Annotated in this window: 13 protein-coding genes; all 13 read left to right on the top strand. The window is 66.1% G+C overall.

Translation table 11 applies throughout. The annotated features are described in order from the left end of the window. The first annotated feature begins 33 nt into the window (after window positions 1-33). Entirely contained in the window at window positions 34-933 is a 900-nt protein-coding gene (locus tag BM244_RS05275; RefSeq protein ID WP_093397829.1) for an alpha/beta fold hydrolase, read from the top strand. A gap of 10 nt (window positions 934-943) precedes the next feature. Continuing rightward, window positions 944-1,960 carry a phosphotransferase enzyme family protein gene (locus BM244_RS05270; RefSeq protein ID WP_254784273.1) on the top strand — a complete coding sequence of 339 codons (1,017 nt, stop codon included), beginning with the start codon at window positions 944-946 and terminating at the stop codon, window positions 1,958-1,960. A 4-nt stretch (window positions 1,961-1,964) separates the two neighbouring features. Next, entirely contained in the window at window positions 1,965-3,332 is a 1,368-nt protein-coding gene (locus tag BM244_RS05265) for an MFS transporter (RefSeq protein WP_093397826.1), read from the top strand. Beyond that, window positions 3,329-4,639, top strand: coding sequence for a M24 family metallopeptidase (locus BM244_RS05260; protein WP_093397824.1), 1,311 nt, complete (start codon window positions 3,329-3,331; stop codon window positions 4,637-4,639). Before BM244_RS05265 ends, BM244_RS05260 begins: the two co-directional genes overlap by 4 nt. Before the next feature lie 9 nt (window positions 4,640-4,648). After that, the gene (locus tag BM244_RS05255; RefSeq protein ID WP_093397822.1) at window positions 4,649-5,554 is read left to right on the top strand and encodes an LLM class oxidoreductase; all 906 of its coding nucleotides are present in this window, start codon (window positions 4,649-4,651) and stop codon (window positions 5,552-5,554) included. 1 nt (window position 5,555) lies between these two features. Then, window positions 5,556-6,824, top strand: coding sequence for an LLM class flavin-dependent oxidoreductase (locus tag BM244_RS05250; protein ID WP_093397820.1), 1,269 nt, complete (start codon window positions 5,556-5,558; stop codon window positions 6,822-6,824). Beyond that, a complete protein-coding gene (locus tag BM244_RS05245) occupies window positions 6,821-7,669 on the top strand; it encodes an alpha/beta fold hydrolase (protein ID WP_093397819.1) in 849 nt (282 codons plus the stop codon). Before BM244_RS05250 ends, BM244_RS05245 begins: the two co-directional genes overlap by 4 nt. A 20-nt stretch (window positions 7,670-7,689) precedes the next feature. Continuing rightward, window positions 7,690-9,072 carry an MFS transporter gene (locus BM244_RS05240; protein ID WP_175518070.1) on the top strand — a complete coding sequence of 461 codons (1,383 nt, stop codon included), beginning with the start codon at window positions 7,690-7,692 and terminating at the stop codon, window positions 9,070-9,072. Between the two features lie 118 nt (window positions 9,073-9,190). Further along, entirely contained in the window at window positions 9,191-10,156 is a 966-nt protein-coding gene (locus BM244_RS05235; RefSeq protein ID WP_139226865.1) for an alpha/beta fold hydrolase, read from the top strand. Continuing rightward, complete coding sequence (locus BM244_RS05230) at window positions 10,153-11,109, top strand: alpha/beta fold hydrolase (RefSeq protein ID WP_093397813.1); 957 nt, start codon at window positions 10,153-10,155, stop codon at window positions 11,107-11,109. Before BM244_RS05235 ends, BM244_RS05230 begins: the two co-directional genes overlap by 4 nt. A gap of 9 nt (window positions 11,110-11,118) precedes the next feature. Then, window positions 11,119-12,093, top strand: coding sequence for an alpha/beta fold hydrolase (locus BM244_RS05225; RefSeq protein ID WP_093397811.1), 975 nt, complete (start codon window positions 11,119-11,121; stop codon window positions 12,091-12,093). Window positions 12,094-12,373: 280 nt separating this feature from the next. Then, the gene (locus BM244_RS05220; RefSeq protein ID WP_093397809.1) at window positions 12,374-14,983 is read left to right on the top strand and encodes a TonB-dependent receptor; all 2,610 of its coding nucleotides are present in this window, start codon (window positions 12,374-12,376) and stop codon (window positions 14,981-14,983) included. 66 nt (window positions 14,984-15,049) lie between these two features. Beyond that, window positions 15,050-16,270 carry an MFS transporter gene (locus BM244_RS05215; protein ID WP_093397807.1) on the top strand — a complete coding sequence of 407 codons (1,221 nt, stop codon included), beginning with the start codon at window positions 15,050-15,052 and terminating at the stop codon, window positions 16,268-16,270. Window positions 16,271-16,406 lie beyond the last annotated feature (136 nt).

The raw sequence follows: 16,406 nt of genomic DNA, 5'->3' as shown, positions 1-16,406 counted from the left end.
GACCATCAGCGCATACAGCCGCAGGTTTAACCTATGATGGGCTTAACCACATTGCTGGACAGCGGCGCGGCTCGGACCATTTCGGACCGGAGCAAGGCGCCCGCCATACGTCGCGGCTATGTCGACGGTCGCTACGGCCAGATCCATTACCGCCACGCCGCCGCGCCGGGGGCGTCCGCTCGTCCGCTCGTGCTGCTGCATCAGAACCCCGCATCGTCGTTCGAATACGAGCCGCTGATCGCCGCGATGGCGACGGATCGCCATGTCGTCGCGTTCGACACGCCGGGCTATGGCATGTCCGACGATCCGCCGTCAGCATTGTCGATGGCCGGCTATTCGGGATGCTTGGTCGACGCCGCCGCGCAACTCGACCTGACGGGCAGGGCGGGATGCGATGTCTTCGGCGTGCACACCGGCGCGCTGCTCGCGATCGAGTTCGCGCTCGCGGCGCCCGACGCGGTTCGCCATGTCGCCTGTTCAGGCATCCCCATGCGCAGCGCCGCCGAGCGCGCCGACCGGCTCCAGGCCGCGCACGATGCGACCGACGCGCTGGACGAAACCGGCGTGGGCGCCTTGGCACTGGCCGAGCCCCTCTGGGATTTCATCGTCACGCAGCGCCTGCCGGGCGTGCCGCTCCGTCGTGCCGCGCAGCTCTGGGCCGACAAGCTCGCGCCGATCGACCGCGCGTCCTGGGCGTATCAGGGTGTCTGGAGCTACGACTATGAAGCGCGCCTGCCGCTGATCCGGCAACCCTTCCTGCTGATCCAGCCACCCGAGGAAATCGCGGCGCAATCACGCGCCGCGGCCGCGCTCGTATCCGATGCGCGGATCGTCGAGATGGCAGGCTTTCCTCGCGACAGTCTCGAGTTACCCCAATCCCTCGACCAGATCGGGCAGGCGCTGCGGCGCTTCTTCGACGGTCCGCACCTTTAGGAGATCTGCATTGGCCACCGTCTTTCAGGAGCCCCGCGTCGAGACGCCGCTCGTCAAAGCCATCGTCTCGCATTCGGTGCTCGACCCGAGCTTCATCGCCGCGGAGATGACGCGCCGCTACGCGCTGTCGGGCAAGGTCACCGCGTTCCTGCTCTATCGCGGCATGAACGACGTCTACCTCGTCCAGGACGAGAACGAGCGGTACGCCGCGCGGGTCTGGCGCAAGACCTACCGCGACGTCGACGACGTCGCCTATGAGCTCGATTTCCTCGATTACCTCCGTAACGAAGGCTTCGCTGCCTCGACCGGCGTTCGGGCGAAGGACGGCAATCTCTATTTCAAGGTCGACTCGCCCGAGGGCGAGCGCGCGATCGCGCTCTACGACTGGGCGCCGGGGCACAAGTTCGGCGACATGCTCGACATCGGCATCGCCGAGCGGATCGGCGCCACTTTTGCGCAGATGCACCTGCACGGCCTGAAGTATCAGGGCGACACCCCGTTCTCGTCCGACAATACGTGGCGCTTCGAGGAGACCGTGCCTGCGTTGCTCGCCTTCGTCTACGACCGCCCCGACGACCTGCGCGACTATGCGATCATCGCCGAGCGGCTGAAACAGCGGCTGATCGATCTCCAGGCCGAAGACGTGCCGATGGGTATTTGCCACTGCGACTTCCACCCAAGCAACGTCCACGTCTCCGAAGACGGACAGATCACGCTGCTCGACTTCGACGGGCTCGGCGAAGACTATATGATGCAGGACGTCCAGAACTATGTCTGGGGCAATTTGTTCTACGGTTTCTCGCCAAGCTACGGCGAGGCGTTCGAGCGCGGTTACGAGACCGTGCGGCCCTTCACCGAAGCCGAGAAGGCGAACAAGGAGCTGTTCCTGCTCGCCAAGGCGTTCCGCCTGATCGCCGGCATGGCGGAATCGTCGAAGAGCGTGGGGCGCGGTACCCTGCGGTTCCGCGGGCTCGACTGGCTCGGCGACTATATCAAGTCGCGCGCACGTCCCCTGGGCCTGCTGTAAGCGCATGAACGGCCGGAACCCCACCGCCGCATCCGCGTCCTTCGATCAGGGCTATCCGCGGCCATTACGCGCCTGGACGATCTTGTTGCTGCTGTTCGTCGCATCGATCGTCTCGGTGATCGACCGCGGGCTGCTCAACATCGTCGTCGATGGCGTCAAGAGCGAACTGCACATCTCGGACGTGCAGGTCGGGTTGTTGCAGGGGCTGGCATTCGGGTTGTTCTATGCGGTGATGGGCGTGTGGCTCGGCATCGTCGCCGATCGCACCTCGCGGCGCTGGTTGATCGTGATCGGCATCTTCGTCTGGAGCTGCGCGACAATCGGCGGCGGGCTGGCCGGATCGTTCGGGGAATTGTTCCTGTCGCGCCTGCTGGTCGGGTTGGGCGAAGCGGCGCTGGCGCCGGCCGCGATCTCGCTGATCGCAGACCTTTTCCCGCCCGGGCGGCGAGGGCGAGCGGTCGGCTTCTACATCATGGGTCAGGCGATCGCGCAGGGCGTGTCGATTTCGGTTGCGGGCTTCCTGCTGGGTGCCGCGGCACGGGGCGATTTTGCCGGCTGGCCGATACTGGCCGGGTTGGCCCCATGGCGGATCGTGTTCATCGTCTGCGGCCTCGCCGGTACGCTGGTCGCGCTGGCCTTCCTGACAACGCGCGAGCCTTCACGGCGTGGTGCCGTGACGACTACAACCACGATGGCGGGGCGTGAGACCTGGGGGGCGCAGGTGTCGCGGACACTCGGGCATTTCTGGACCGAGCGCAGCAAGTTCGTCGCCGTCTATGTCGGGTTCGCCGCGTTCTTCCTCGGCACCTACGGCGCCTTTGCGTGGCAGGTCGCAATGATCTCGCGCAAGTTCGGTGTCACGCCGGCAGAGGTCGCGCCGCTGCTCGGGCCGATGGCGATCGTCTCGGGGCTGCTCGGCCCGATCGTCGGCGGCTGGATCGTCGATCGGATCGTCAAGCGGTCCGGGCATGGCGCGATCCCGAAGCTGCTGGTTGTGCTGCCGTTCGTCGCCCTGCCATCGGCGTGCGCGGTGCTCGCACCCACCCTGACGCTCGCCTGCGTAATGTGCGCGTCGCTTGCCGGGATCACGGCGATGGTCGGTGCGGCGACGCTGACCTATCTGCAGGCGGAGGCGCCGGCCGACATGCGCGGCATGGCGATCTCGATCACCGGCCTGATGAACACGGTGTTCGGCGCCGCATTGGGGCCGGTGCTGGTCGCCATGCTGACCGAGCATGTGTTCGGGCGGCCGGAATTGGTCGGCTACGCGATCCTGTGCGTCGCGGTGCCCGCCTATTTGGTGGCGGCATTCTGCTTCGCACGTGCCGCGGGTGCCAACCGCACCCTGGCTTTCCGGATGGCGACGGCATGATCCTCGATACGACAGACTGGCTCGCCCAGGACGACGCGCTGCTGGATGCCCTGCGCGAGGGGGGCCCGATGAACCTGCCGCGCGCGTACGAGGTGACGGAGCGGTTCGATATCGACGGTATCGTCGTCGGCGATCCGCTCAACGTGTATCACATGCTCGGCTATTGGCCGCAGATCGGCACGACGCGGCTCGGCCAGCCGCCGACGACCTTCGCGATCCTGTCGCGCGACCAGCGCCAGAAGCCCGCGATCGTCACCTCGCATTTCATCTATTACTATACCTTCGCCGATGGCGGCCCGCGCTCGGGAATCCAGAGCTACCTGTTCGTCGAGGCGGGCGATGCAGGCGACGCGGATGCACCGGGGACGCGACACGGCATGTTCGCCGACCGCGGCGCGGATCCGCGGTCCGACGTCGAGCTGCGGCGCGATGAGGGGACCGACGCCGCCCTGGCAATCGAGCCGCTGCTGTACGACGCCGGCGGCGCCTTGACCCGCGCGTTGAAGGCGATGGGGCTGTGGAATGGCCGCGTCGCGTTCGACCATGCGGTGATCGCCGAAGTCTGCGCGCGGCACGATCGGCCGGGCACGCTGGTCCCCGCCGACAACATCCTGCGCTGGATCCGGATCGCCAAGTCGCCGCTCGAACTCGCGCTGATGCGGCGTGGGGCGGGGGCCAATGCCGCCGCGGTGAACGCGGTGGTCGCACAGCTGCGCGAGGGGGCGAGCTATCATCAGGTCCGCAACATGTTCGCGGTCGAGAGCGCCAGGCGCGGCAACCGTTCGGTCTTCATGACGGTCGACCGCGTGTCCTCCGACCTGCCGACGAGCGACCGCATCCGCGATGGGCAGTCGCTGTTCCTCGACGGCGTCGGGCACTTCCAGAACTACCACGGCGACTATGCGCGCACCGTGTTCGTCGGCGAACCATCGCTGGCGGCCCGGCGTGCAGCGGCGGCGGCAACGCTCGGCTGGCAGGCGATCCGCGAGCAGTTGCGGCCCGGTCTCGACTATGCCGAGATCGCCGCGCTCGGCCATGCCGCACTCAAGAAGGCAGGGGTCGCGGACATGATCGGCTTCGGCCCGCACAGCGTCGGCCTGATGCACTCCGACGAACCGGGGCTCGAGGCCGGCGGCTTCTACAAGAAGCACAATCTGACGCTCGAGCCCGGCATGGTGCTCAGCGTCGACTGTCCGGTGGTCGAGGTCGGCATCGGCGGCTCCATCCATATCGAAGACCTGGTCGTGATCACCGCGGACGGCTGCGAGCCGATCCATGCGGTGGGCGACCACGTCATCACAGTCTGAGGGATCAGTATGTTACTCTCCGCATGTATCGATCCGTCGTCGGGCAGGGCCGCGGCGCTCACCGCAAAACTCGCCGCGATCGATGCGACCGGGCTCGATGTCCTGCTGCTCGGCGACGATTCCGGTAATGTCGTCGTGCCTGCGGGTATTGAGGCGTTGGTGACGATGCCCTGGGTGCTGGGCGTAGTGCGCAGCGCGGTCGTCGTCGGTGTGCTGCCGGCGCTGCACAGCCTGCCGTTCCACGTCGCGCGCGCGCTGTCGGCCATCGACATCCTGAGCAACGGGCGGTCCGGCTGGATGCCGACCTGCGCCGACGCCGCACGCTTCGACACCGCTTATGGCGCGAACTACGTGCTGCCGGCTGGCGAGGCTGTGGTGAAGTATGACGACTTCATCGGCGCGACGCAGGCATTGTGGGATAGCTGGGACGGCGACGCGCTGGTGCTCGACAAGACGAGCGGCGTGTATCTCGACAGCACCAAGGTTCGCCGCGTGCATCATGACGGGCCGTATTTTTCGACCGTGGGTCCGCTCAACGCGGCACGCCCCAAGCTCGGCTATCCGCTGCTGTTTCGCGAACCCGCCGACGAGATTGCCGATGCTACAGCGCCGGCGGACGTCGTGCTGATCGCCGCAACGTCGATCGACGACGCCAAGGCCCAGATCGCAGCTGCCTCGGCCGCACCCTATCGCCCAGCGATCCTGCTCAGGACCGCGGCCGGCGACGTCGCCGCGACGCTCGCAATCGCGCAGGCGGTGGGCGCAGACGGCCTCCACCTGACCGGCCATGCCGATGCCGCGACGATCGCGGCCGCCCGCGCGCTGGTGCCCGCGACTGCATTCCGGGCCGGCGATTGCTGGCGGAGCCGCATCGGCGTGCCTCGCCCCGTCAACCCCTTCAGCAAGGCCGCGTAAGATGGAAAACCTCAATGGCCGCCTTCACCTCTGGGCCTTTCTCCAGGGGATCGGCTTCTATCCCGGCGGCTGGCGCGACGAGGACGCTACCCCTGCCGCGGTGTTCGACCGGACCTATTACGAGCGGGTCGCACGCGCCGCGGAAGCCGGCTGTTTCGACGCGATCGTGTTCGGCGACCAGCTCCAGGGCCGCGACGCCGCAGGGCGCACGCCCGGTCGCCTCGCGATCCCGACGCTCGATCCGTTCACGCTGCTGTCGGTGATGGCCGGTGCGACCAGCCATATCGGCCTGGTCGCGACCGTCTCGACGACGTTCAACGAACCTGCCGAGGTCGCCGCCAAGTTCGCCGCGCTCGATCATCTCAGCGGCGGTCGCGCCGGCTGGAACATCGTCACCACCGCGCACGTCAACGCCGCGCTCAATTTCGGCGAGACCGAACTGCTCGACAAGACGCTGCGCTACGAGCGTGCCCAGGCGTTCCTCGATGCGACCGAGGTCTTCTGGCGCAGCGCCTGCGACGGCAAGTCGGAAGCGCTCAAGAACGCCTGGTTCGATTTTGCCGGCAAGCTCGCCATGCCGTGCCCACCCCAGGGTCGTCCATTGATCGTCCAGGCCGGGCAGTCGCCCGACGGTCGCGCGTTCGCGGCCGGCAGCGCGGAGGCGATCTTCTGCGCCGCGCCGACGATCGAGGCGGGTCGAGACTATCGCAACGACATGCGCGCGCGCATCGCGGCGGCCGGTCGTGATCCGAACCTGGTCAAGATCATGCCGGGTCTCGCCTTCATCCTCGGCAGCACCGAGGACGAGGCGCGGGCGACTCAGGCCCGGATGCACGAGTTCGCCGACGACGCGCTCTGCATCGAATATCTGAGTGAATCGATCGGCTACGACCTGACCGTCCACGCGCCCGACGCCCCGATCCCGATCGAGGAGATCGCCGCGACGTGCGAATTCCCGCCCGCCGATATCCGCAAGATGATGGCCCCGGCGATCGAGAGTGGCCGCAGTCTTAAGGATTTTTGCCGCGACTATGCCGGCAAGCCGCGCGGCCACGGTATCTTCGTCGGCACGCCCGAGCAGTTCGCCGATCATATGGAGACATGGATCGACGCAGAGGCGTGCGATGGCTTCACGTTGCAGCCCGCCTTCATGCCGCTCGAACTGGACGTATTCTGCGCGGAGGTCGTGCCGATCCTCCAGCAGCGCGGGCTACTCCGCAAAGCCTATCAGGGGTCGCAACTGCGCAACCATCTCGGCATGGCTGCATGACGACCGCGGGCTTGATCGAACGTGCGTTCGTCTCGATCGACGAAGGGCAGGTCCACCTGCGGCAGATCGTCGCCGCCGATCCTGTCCACGCACCGCTGTTCCTGTTCCACGCCTCGCCCTCGTCGTCGCGCTGGATGGCGCCGTTGATGCAGGCGCTCGCAGGGCAGGGGCGAACGGTGATCGCGCCCGATACGCTGGGCAACGGCGACTCCCCCGCGCCAGCGATCGCCGAACCCGACATCGCCTATTTCGCCGACAGCGTCGTCCGCCTCGCCGACGCGATGGGGATCGATCGGTTCGACGTGTACGGCACGCATACCGGCGCGCGGATCGCGTGCGAGCTCGCAGCGGCCTATCCCGACCGGATTGGGCACGCGGTGCTCGATGGCATCACCGATTATGGCGATGCGATGCGCGACAAGATCCTCGCGCAGTATGCGCCCAAGATCGTCCCCGACGAATATGGGGCGCATCTCGCCTGGGCGTTCAACTTCGTCCGCGACCAGGCGCTGTTCTTCCCGCATTTCGAGAAGATCCCGGCCAACCGCCTCAATGGGCCGATGCCGTCGCCGCAAATTCTTCATGACGCTGCGCTCGACGTGCTGAAGGCGTTCGACACCTATCCGCTGCCGTATCTGGCGGCGTTCCGCTACCGCGCGCTCGAGCGGATGCCGCACATCGCGGCGCCGGTGCTGCTGCTGAAGGCGGATAGCGAACTGGCGATCCTCAACGCCTCGGTCGCCGCCGCCGCTGGTGCCATTCCTCGCGCGACGATCGCCGCAGTCGCCTCCGATCCCGCATCCAAGGCCGCCGCGATCGGCGCTTTCCTCGATATGCCGGCATGACCGGCACAGGATCACACATCATGACGGCACCATACGCGTCCACAGCACCATCCTCGGCGAGCGATACCCGCCTGTCGATGGCGACCTGCCTGGGGTTCGGGGTCGGCACGGTCGGCGTCGCGGTGATGCTGAACGCGGTGACCGCCTATTTCCCCGCGCTGATGACGACCGTGCTCGGCAAGTCGCCCGAGATCGCCGGCTACCTCCTGATGGCGTCGAAGCTGTACGACGTGTTCGCCGATATCCTGGTCGGCACGATGAGCGACCGGACGCGCAGCCGCTGGGGCCGGCGCCGTCCGTTCCTGCTGTTCGGCGCCGTCGTCTCCGCGGGTTCGTTCCTGATGATCTTCGCGCCGCCGGCGATGAGCGACACGATGGTCACGGTCTACATGCTGGCGGCGCTGATCCTGTATTCGACCGGTTATTCGCTGTTCAACGTGCCGTACATGGCGATGCCGTCCGAGATGACGGAGTCGAAATACGAACGCTCGCGGCTGTTGTCGTTCCGCACCGTGTTCGTCTCGATCGGCCAGCTGATCGCGATCGCGGGTACCGCCGGGATCATCAGCTGGGGCGGCGGCGGCGCGCGCGGCTACATGGTGATGGGGTTCGTCATGGCGCTGGTGATCGTCTCGGCGATGACCGCGTCGTTCTTCGGCACCGCCAACGCGCCCGAACTGGAGCCCAAGCCACATGCCCCGCATATGGACGGCAGCCAGTTCCGGCTGATCCTGCGCAACCGGCCATTCATGCTGCTGGTGGGCGCCAAGATCTTCCAGTTCCTGTCGTTCGCGAGCGCCGCGACGACCAGCCTGTTGTTCATGCTCAACGTGCTGAAGGTCGGCTATGCCGGCCAGATCAAGTTCGCGATCGCCAGCAACATCACGGTCGCGCTGTCGATGCCACTCTGGCTGTGGCTGGAACGGCGGATGGGCAAGCGCAACGCGTATCTGATCGGCGTCGCGTGCATGTGCGCGGTGTCGCTCAGCTGGCTCACCGCGGACGCATCGATCACCGATGCCGGGCTGGTCGCGCGGGCGATCGTCGCCGGGTTCGGCTCGGGCGGCATGATCCTGCTGTCGATCTCGATGCTCGGCGATACGCTGGCCTATGACCGCGACATGACCGGGCGGCACCGCGAGGGGCTGTTGTCGAGCGTGATCGCGGTGATCGAGAAGACGGCGTTCGCGTTCGGCGTCGGGCTGGTCGGCGTCTATCTCGGCTATGCGCACTACATGCCGACCAAGAACGGCCAGCTGATCACGCAGCCCGCGTCCGCGATCACATCGCTCTACGTCGCGTTCGCCGTATTGCCGGTCATACTCTACGCCTGCAACGCGGTGTTCATGACGCTCTACCCGCTCGGCGGACGCAGCGACGTCGTACGTCGGCCCCAAGTTTGATCGAGATCAAGAACGTGCCAGGGGCGGCAGGCACGTCCGGCATACGCCACCAGGCAGCCGGCAAACCGGCTCAAGACGGATCATCTTGCACCCCGGCATCGCCGCGAAGGACCAGCACATGAAAATTTCGGTTCGATCGATAGCGGGGCTCGGCGCTGTGCTGGCGGCACTGGTCGCTGCCTCACCCGGTCCCGTATCTGGCGGCGTACCGGCCCGCCTTTCCGTCGAACGACTGCGGACCGAGCTTGGCCGGCCGGGCGACCGCTATGTCGACGTAGCCGGTGTCCACGTCCGGTACCGGGACGAGGGGCGCGGACCGGTGCTGCTTCTGTTGCATGGATCGCGCAGCACGCTGGACGCATGGGACGGCGTCGCCGCCGAATTGAAGGCGCGGTACCGCGTCGTGCGGTTCGATCAGCCGCCGACCGGGCTTTCGGGGCCGGTGTCCGACGCGGTGGTGGCTCGGATCGGCGCCCCCGAAGCGTTCACCGCGGCGTTCCTCGATGCGCTGAAGATCCCGAAGGCGACGCTGGTAGGGGTCTCGAGCGGCGGCACGCTCGCCTATTATTTTGCCGCGACCTATCCAGCCCGTGTCCAAGCGCTGGTGCTGTCCAACACGCCCTCGGATTCGGTGACCAACCTGAAACTGCCTTCGACGCCTGCGCTCGACGCATCGCTCGCAGCCGCAAAGGCTACGGGGATCGAGGGCCGCGATTTCTGGCAGGCATATCTCTCGTTCCTGTACGGCGACCAAAGCCGGCTCAGCTCCGCCACGGTCGACTATTTCTATCATAGCAACCTGCGCACGGCCGAGCCCAACAAGTTCAAGCTGCACGCGCTGACCGCGGATGCGCCGACGACGATGGCGCGACTGCACGGCGTCAAGGCGCCCGTGCTGATCCTGTGGGGCATGCGCGATCCGGTGATGACGCCGACCGAGGCGACCGCGCTCGTCGCGCATCTCGATTCCGCGCGCGTGATCAGCTTCGTCGGCATGCCCGATGTCGGCCATTATCCACCGATGGAAGTGCCGCACCGCTTCGCGCTGATGGTCGATGCCTATCTGCAGGCGACGCAACCATGATCCGGGTTGCGCATGCCATCGCGGTGGGCGCCCTGCTGCTCGCTACCGCCACGCCTGCCGCGACCGCCGCGCCTGCCGCTACCGCTACGCCCGCCGCGCCCGCTGAGCCGGACGTGCGCTTCGTCGTCGGTGGCGGTGGCGTGCCGATCGCGATCGAGGAATGGGGAAACCGGGCAGCGCCCGCGGTGGTGCTGATCCACGGCGCCGGGTTTGCGAAGGAATATTGGGCGCCGCAGCACGCTGACGCCGCTCTCGCCAGGCGTTTTCATATCGTGGCGTTCGACCTTCGCGGGCACGGCGCGTCCGGCAAGCCGTGGCGCGAGGAGGACTATGCCGACACAGGCCTGTGGGCCGACGATCTGGCGGCCGTCATCGCAGCGGCGAAGCTCGACCGGCCGACGATCGTGGCCTGGTCGATGGGGGGCTATGCCGCGATCGACTATGTTCGCAAATTCGGCACCGGGTCGCTTGCCGGACTGATGATGGTGTCGACCACCGGCGGGCTGATCCCGGCGAACAAGGTCGTCCGGGCGGACCCCGCCTACGGCCGGGCCAACACCGATCTCATGTCAGGCGAACTCGAGCGCTTCGCCGCCGGCGGCGAAGCGCTCGTACCGTTCATGTCGAGCCGCACCCTGTCGCCTGCGACGCGCGCGGCCTGGTCGCGGCAGCAGTTCAGCTGGCCGGTCTATAGCCGACGCGCGATGCGCGGCTTCCGCATCGACAATGCCGATCTGGCGCGCAAACTGCCGCTCCCGATACTCTTCGTGGTGGGGGGCAAGGATGCCGCCATGCCCGTCGCCGGGCTGAAGACGCTTGCCGCGAGCCTCCCGCACGGCCGCGTGATCAACTTTGCCGACGCCGGCCACACCGTCAGCGCCGATACGCCAGTCGCGTTCGACGCTGCGCTCTCCCGTTTCGTCGACGACGTCCAGTCGCCTGCCAAGCCTTAGGAATTGCCCATGACCCGCTGGATCAAAGGCGCGCTCGGCGTCGTCGCCCTGTTGCTGATCGCCGGGCTCGCATGGTACGTGCCGGCCCGCGCCGGCTGGTTCGCCAGCGATCGCGCGACGTTGGTCGAACGCTATGCGAGCGCGCCGTCGCAGTTCCTGACGATCGATGGCGTCGATGTGCATGTCCGCGTCGAGGGCAGGGGGCCGCCGGTGCTGATGCTGCACGGAACCGGCGTCAACCTCCACGAATGGGATCCGCTCGTCGCGCGACTGAAGCCCTATTACACGATCGTGCGGATGGATTGGCCGCCATACGGCCTCAGCGGGCTCGATCCCAAGAACGGCTACACGACCAAGCGCGCGGCGGAACTGGTCGGCGGCGTGCTCGACCGCCTGGCGATCCCGAAGATCGCGGTGATCGCAACCTCGAACGGGTCGAACGTCGCGTTGCAATATGCCTCCGGGCATCCCGAGCGGATTACCGCGATGGCGTTCTCGATCCTGCCGCTCGAACGCCCCAGCCAGACTCGCGCGGTCGACTGGAAGATCCGGGCGATGATGGCGTTCAACAAGGCGGTGCTGCCCGATTATCATCCGAAGATCTTCTACAAATGGGTGTTCGAGGACACCTCGCATCCCGGCTGGGCAGTGCCGCCCTACCTGCCGCAGATGATGTACGACCAGGCGAACCTGCCCGGCGCCGTGGCGCGCCAGCAGTCGTTCCTGAAGTCGAACGCCGTGCTGTTCAAGACCACCGACGTCGGCGCGATCGCGGCAACGATCCGCGCGCCCGTGCTGCTGCAATGGTGCGAACGCGACACTGTCATCGCGCAAGGGGCGGAGGCGTCGGTCCGGCGCTTCGCCAATACGCATGTCGAGCTCGTGCGCTATCCCGATGTCGGGCACTGGCCGATGTGGGAAATCCCCGACCGGTTCGCCAAGGACGTGAAGACGTTCCTGGACAAGGCGATCCCGGCGCGATGACGGCTGCACGCGGCGCGAATTATCCACCCAGCGGTCAACGTCCCGCATCCATCTTATAGAAAATATGTGACAGCATCATGATTGCTGCGAAAGAAGGTTGCCCCAGCAGCCCGTCTATTATCGATACGGCAGAGCAAATCACCGGAGCCGTTCAAGGTCTCGGATAGAAGCGCCGGCCGCAGGAAGTGTTCATGAACGCGCGATCGCCGGTCCGCCGGCGAGTGATCGGTCCCCTGATCGGGGTAGGTCGCGCCCAATTGGTATTTATGGGGATTTTTGGATGAACAACCTGAAGCAATACGCCCGCTCGACGTCCGCATTGGTGCCTATGCTGATGATCGGCGTAGCCCTGGCGATGCCGGCCGCTGCCCAGGTCGCCGATCCCCAGACGCCGACGGACAGTACGTCCCCCTTTTCGCCTGTGTCCCCCGCGCCTGTGTCCACCGCGCCTGTGCTCTCCGCGGAGACCGCGCCGCAGACCGCCGGGCCGGCCGAGGTGAAGTCGGATGCGCAGCCGGGCGGCGACATCGTGATCACCGCACGCAGGCGGTCCGAGGACATTCTGCGGACGCCGGTCGCGGTCACCGCGCTATCGGCGCAGGACCTGGCAGTACGCGGCATCACGACGATCAACGACATTGCGAACTTCACCCCCGGCGTAAACGTCAACAATAACGCAGCCGGTCGCAACGATCGCTCGTTTCAGCAGGTCATCATCCGCGGCTTCACACCGTCGGCAGCGACGAACCCGACATCGGCGCTGTTCATCGACGGCGCGCCGGTCGCGTCCCCGAGCGCCTTCTCCTCGATCAGCGATCCCGAGCGCGTCGAAGTTCTGAAAGGTCCCCAGTCCGCGTATTTCGGGCGCAGCACGTTTGCCGGCGCGATCAACGTCGTCAACAAGGTGCCGGGCAGCGTACTCGCCGGATCGGTCGGCGGCATGATCGGTACCCGCGACAACTACAAGCTGCATGCCGACATCGAGGGTCCGATCCTCGGCGACAAATTGACCTTCCGCATCAGCGGCGACCGTTTCTCGAAGAACGGTTCCTATGAAAACAAGGCTGTACCAGGCCAGACGCTGGGCGATCAGAAAACCACCAGCGGGACGGTCATGCTGGTCGCCAAACCGACGGACCGGCTGACCATCAAGGCGTTCGGGCTCTTGTCCGAGGACAAGGACGGCGCACCCGCGCAAGGCCTGATATCCGCCTACACGATTGCCAACGCCGCCGGCACGGTGGTGGTACCCGGCCAGTCCAACTGCACGCTGACCGGTCGTTCGTCGACCGGAGCGGCGGTGTCCAACGCGTTTTTCTGCGGCACCGCGCCGAAGCTCAGCAGCACGACCCCCTCGTCCAACACCACCAACGATTCCGTCATTCAGAACTTCCTCGCCAACCCGAATGGCCGCCTGATCGATCCGGACGACGGCGTGCAGGGCTACGGCCTGGTGCGGCGCTATTATCACTTGCACCTCGGCGCCGATTACGAGGTCGGCGACACCGGCGTAACGGTATCGTCGCTCACCAGCTATAACAACGAGCGCTACAGCCAGCTGTCGGATCTGGACAATTACGGCGATACGACAATCGCCAACCTAACGACCACCGGTCGCAGCTATTTCGACTTTCCGTATCTGGTCGAGCGCATCAATCGCGACTTTTCGCAGGAGTTGCGCGCGAGCTACGATCAGGGCGGGCGGTTCAAGGCGAGCTTTGGCGGTAGCTATCTGAACAGTTTCTCACAGGGCGGTCTCGGCGGCGGCAATGGCGCGCTCGGCACCGACACCTATGCGTCGGTGGTCAGCGGCGCGACCCGGTCGCGTACCTTCGGGGCGTTCTACGGCCTGTCCTATGCGGTCACCGACAAACTGACCCTCAACGCCGAAGGCCGCTATCAGATCGACAAGCTGTACGCCTATGCGCAGCCGACCGGCTACACCGCGACCACCGATCTGTTCGTTCCTGCCGGCTTTTATGCGGGCGGATCGAAGCTGCTGAACCAGAACTACAAGAACTTCCTGCCGCGCTTCATCGCCCAGTATCAGGCGACGCCGGCGGTGATGGCGTACGCGTCCTATTCGAAAGGCGTGAACCCGGGTCTCTTCAATACCGCATTCTTGACCGCCAGCGTAGCCCAGCAGAACGTGGCCAGCGCCGCGGGGATCAGCGTTGCGGTCGCGCCGGAAAAGGTCACCAACTACGAGATCGGCGTCAAGGGCCGGTTCTTCGACAACAAGCTTCGCCTGTCGCTGGACGGCTATTTCGCGCCGTGGCGTAACCAGATCAACGCCATCACGGTGAACGTCGTGGACACCGCGACCAACACCACGCAGATCATTCGCGGCTCGGCCAATACCGGCGCCGTCGACATGAGCGGCATCGAGCTCGATGGCACGTTCAATGCGACCCGTGCGATCGCGCTCAATTTCTCGGCGGCGCTGACCGACAGCAAGATCAAGAAATTCCAGAACGTGACCGTGACCGCCTATTCCGGGATCACCGACTTCAGCGGCAACGAAAATCCGAATACTTCGAAGTATGCGGCTACTGCGGGGGGGCAGTATACCGGCGACATTCGGGGGCTGGACGACGCGTCGTGGTTCGGTCGCGTCGATTATTCCTTCAAGTCCGGGATGTGGTCCGACGCCGCCAATCTGGTCAAGACCGCGGCGAGCCATACCGTCAACACGCGCATCGGGGTGAGCCAGAACGGTTTCTCGATCGAGGCGTTCGTCAACAACGTGACCAACAACCGATCGTACACGACGATCGCCGATGCGAGCGTCCTCACCAACAACTTCCGCTACAGCACGTACAGTTCCGCGCTGATCGTCGGTCTTCCCGACCTGCGGACCTACGGCCTGCAGATGAAGTACAAGTTCTGATCGCGCCCGCGCACCGCCCAGGTAGGGTCGTGCGCGGGGCCTTTGCGAGACGGGCGATCTGATCCGATGCGTATGCCTGCCGACGACCCCGCCGCGTCGCCCTTCGCCTTTCCCGTTTTCCGTGCGGTCTGGCTGGCCAGCACGGCATCGCATTTCGGCGGACTGATACAGTCGGTCGGCGCCGCGTGGCTCATGCTGTCGCTGACGCATAGCGCACGATCGGTCGCGCTCGTGCAGACGGCGGCGACGCTGCCGATCGTGCTGTTATCGCTGCTCGCCGGAGCGGTAGCGGACAATCGCGACCGCCGGCACGTCATGATCGCCGCGCAACTGTTCATGCTGCTGGTCGCCTTCGCGCTGGCGATCCTCGGATGGCTGGAACTGCTGACCCCCGCGCTGCTCCTCGGCAGTACGTTCCTGCTCGGTTGCGGTGCGGCTTTCCATGCGCCCGCCTGGCAGGCTTCGGTCGGCGATCTCGTACCACGTCGCGTCATTCCCGCTGCGATCATCGCCAATGGCCTGGGGTTCAACCTGTCGCGGACCGTCGGTCCTGCCGTCGGCGGCCTGATCGTCGCGGCTGCGGGCGCGACTGCGGCGTTTGTCGTGAACGCGATCAGCTTTATCGGGCTTGTCGTCGTGCTGTCGCGGTGGCGACCGGCGGCAGGCGAACGGCCCGCCCGTCAAAGGATCGGCGCATCGATGCTCGGCGGTGTCCGACATGCGATCGCGTCGCCGGTGTTGCGCGTGACCATGATCCGCGCCGCGCTGTTCGGCACCATGTCCAGCACGATCCTGGCACTGATGCCGCTGGTCGCCCACAATCTCGTCGGCGGCACCGCACAGATTTTCGGCGCATTGCTGGCAGCCTTCGGTCTCGGATCGATTCTCGGCTCGTTCGTCAGCCGACGGTTCCGCCAGTCGCTGTCGAATGAAAGCGCGGTGCGGATCGCATCCGTGGCTGTCGCCTGTGGAGCGATCGGCGTTGCTGCCGATCTCGGCTTTACCGTGACGGCATTGGCACTCCTGGCCGCTGGGGCGGGGACCGTGCTGGCGCTGTCGACGTTCAACGTGGCGGTCCAGATGTCGGCGCCGCGCGTCGTGCTGGCTCGCAGTCTCGCGCTTTACCAGATGGCCATTTTTGCCGGGATCGCCTTGGGCAGCGGCGTGTTCGGCTCGGTGGCGCAGGCACGCGGTGTGTCCGTCGCGCTAGCCTCGGCTGCGATTTTGCAACTGCTCGCAATGCTGCTCGGCTGCCGCTGGCCACTGCATGATCATGATGCTGGATAGGGTTTCGGGTGAGGCAACGGCGCTGGCCGATCTGCCGGATCGTTGCAGCCGATAGCAGCGCACGCGTGCCTCTGCCCGGAACCGTACAGAAACGTCGCCGGGCATTCGGGCGTTAACATCCTGATACAACAGGAGC

This window comes from Sphingomonas sp. OK281 (assembly GCF_900115295.1).
In the GTDB taxonomy this organism is placed as follows: Bacteria; Pseudomonadota; Alphaproteobacteria; order Sphingomonadales; family Sphingomonadaceae; genus Sphingomonas.
This window is presented reverse-complemented; position numbering and strand designations above follow the sequence as displayed.

What these genes read in the sequence shown, in the direction of transcription:
- BM244_RS05275 (WP_093397829.1), top strand. Translation starts at nt 34, where the DNA reads ATGATGGGCTTAACCACATTGCTGGACAGCGGCGCGGCTCGGACCATT.
- BM244_RS05265 (WP_093397826.1), top strand. Translation starts at nt 1,965, where the DNA reads ATGAACGGCCGGAACCCCACCGCCGCATCCGCGTCCTTCGATCAGGGC.
- BM244_RS05260 (WP_093397824.1), top strand. Translation starts at nt 3,329, where the DNA reads ATGATCCTCGATACGACAGACTGGCTCGCCCAGGACGACGCGCTGCTG.
- BM244_RS05255 (WP_093397822.1), top strand. Translation starts at nt 4,649, where the DNA reads ATGTTACTCTCCGCATGTATCGATCCGTCGTCGGGCAGGGCCGCGGCG.
- BM244_RS05250 (WP_093397820.1), top strand. Translation starts at nt 5,556, where the DNA reads ATGGAAAACCTCAATGGCCGCCTTCACCTCTGGGCCTTTCTCCAGGGG.
- BM244_RS05245 (WP_093397819.1), top strand. Translation starts at nt 6,821, where the DNA reads ATGACGACCGCGGGCTTGATCGAACGTGCGTTCGTCTCGATCGACGAA.
- BM244_RS05240 (WP_175518070.1), top strand. Translation starts at nt 7,690, where the DNA reads ATGACGGCACCATACGCGTCCACAGCACCATCCTCGGCGAGCGATACC.
- BM244_RS05235 (WP_139226865.1), top strand. Translation starts at nt 9,191, where the DNA reads ATGAAAATTTCGGTTCGATCGATAGCGGGGCTCGGCGCTGTGCTGGCG.
- BM244_RS05230 (WP_093397813.1), top strand. Translation starts at nt 10,153, where the DNA reads ATGATCCGGGTTGCGCATGCCATCGCGGTGGGCGCCCTGCTGCTCGCT.
- BM244_RS05225 (WP_093397811.1), top strand. Translation starts at nt 11,119, where the DNA reads ATGACCCGCTGGATCAAAGGCGCGCTCGGCGTCGTCGCCCTGTTGCTG.
- BM244_RS05220 (WP_093397809.1), top strand. Translation starts at nt 12,374, where the DNA reads ATGAACAACCTGAAGCAATACGCCCGCTCGACGTCCGCATTGGTGCCT.
- BM244_RS05215 (WP_093397807.1), top strand. Translation starts at nt 15,050, where the DNA reads ATGCGTATGCCTGCCGACGACCCCGCCGCGTCGCCCTTCGCCTTTCCC.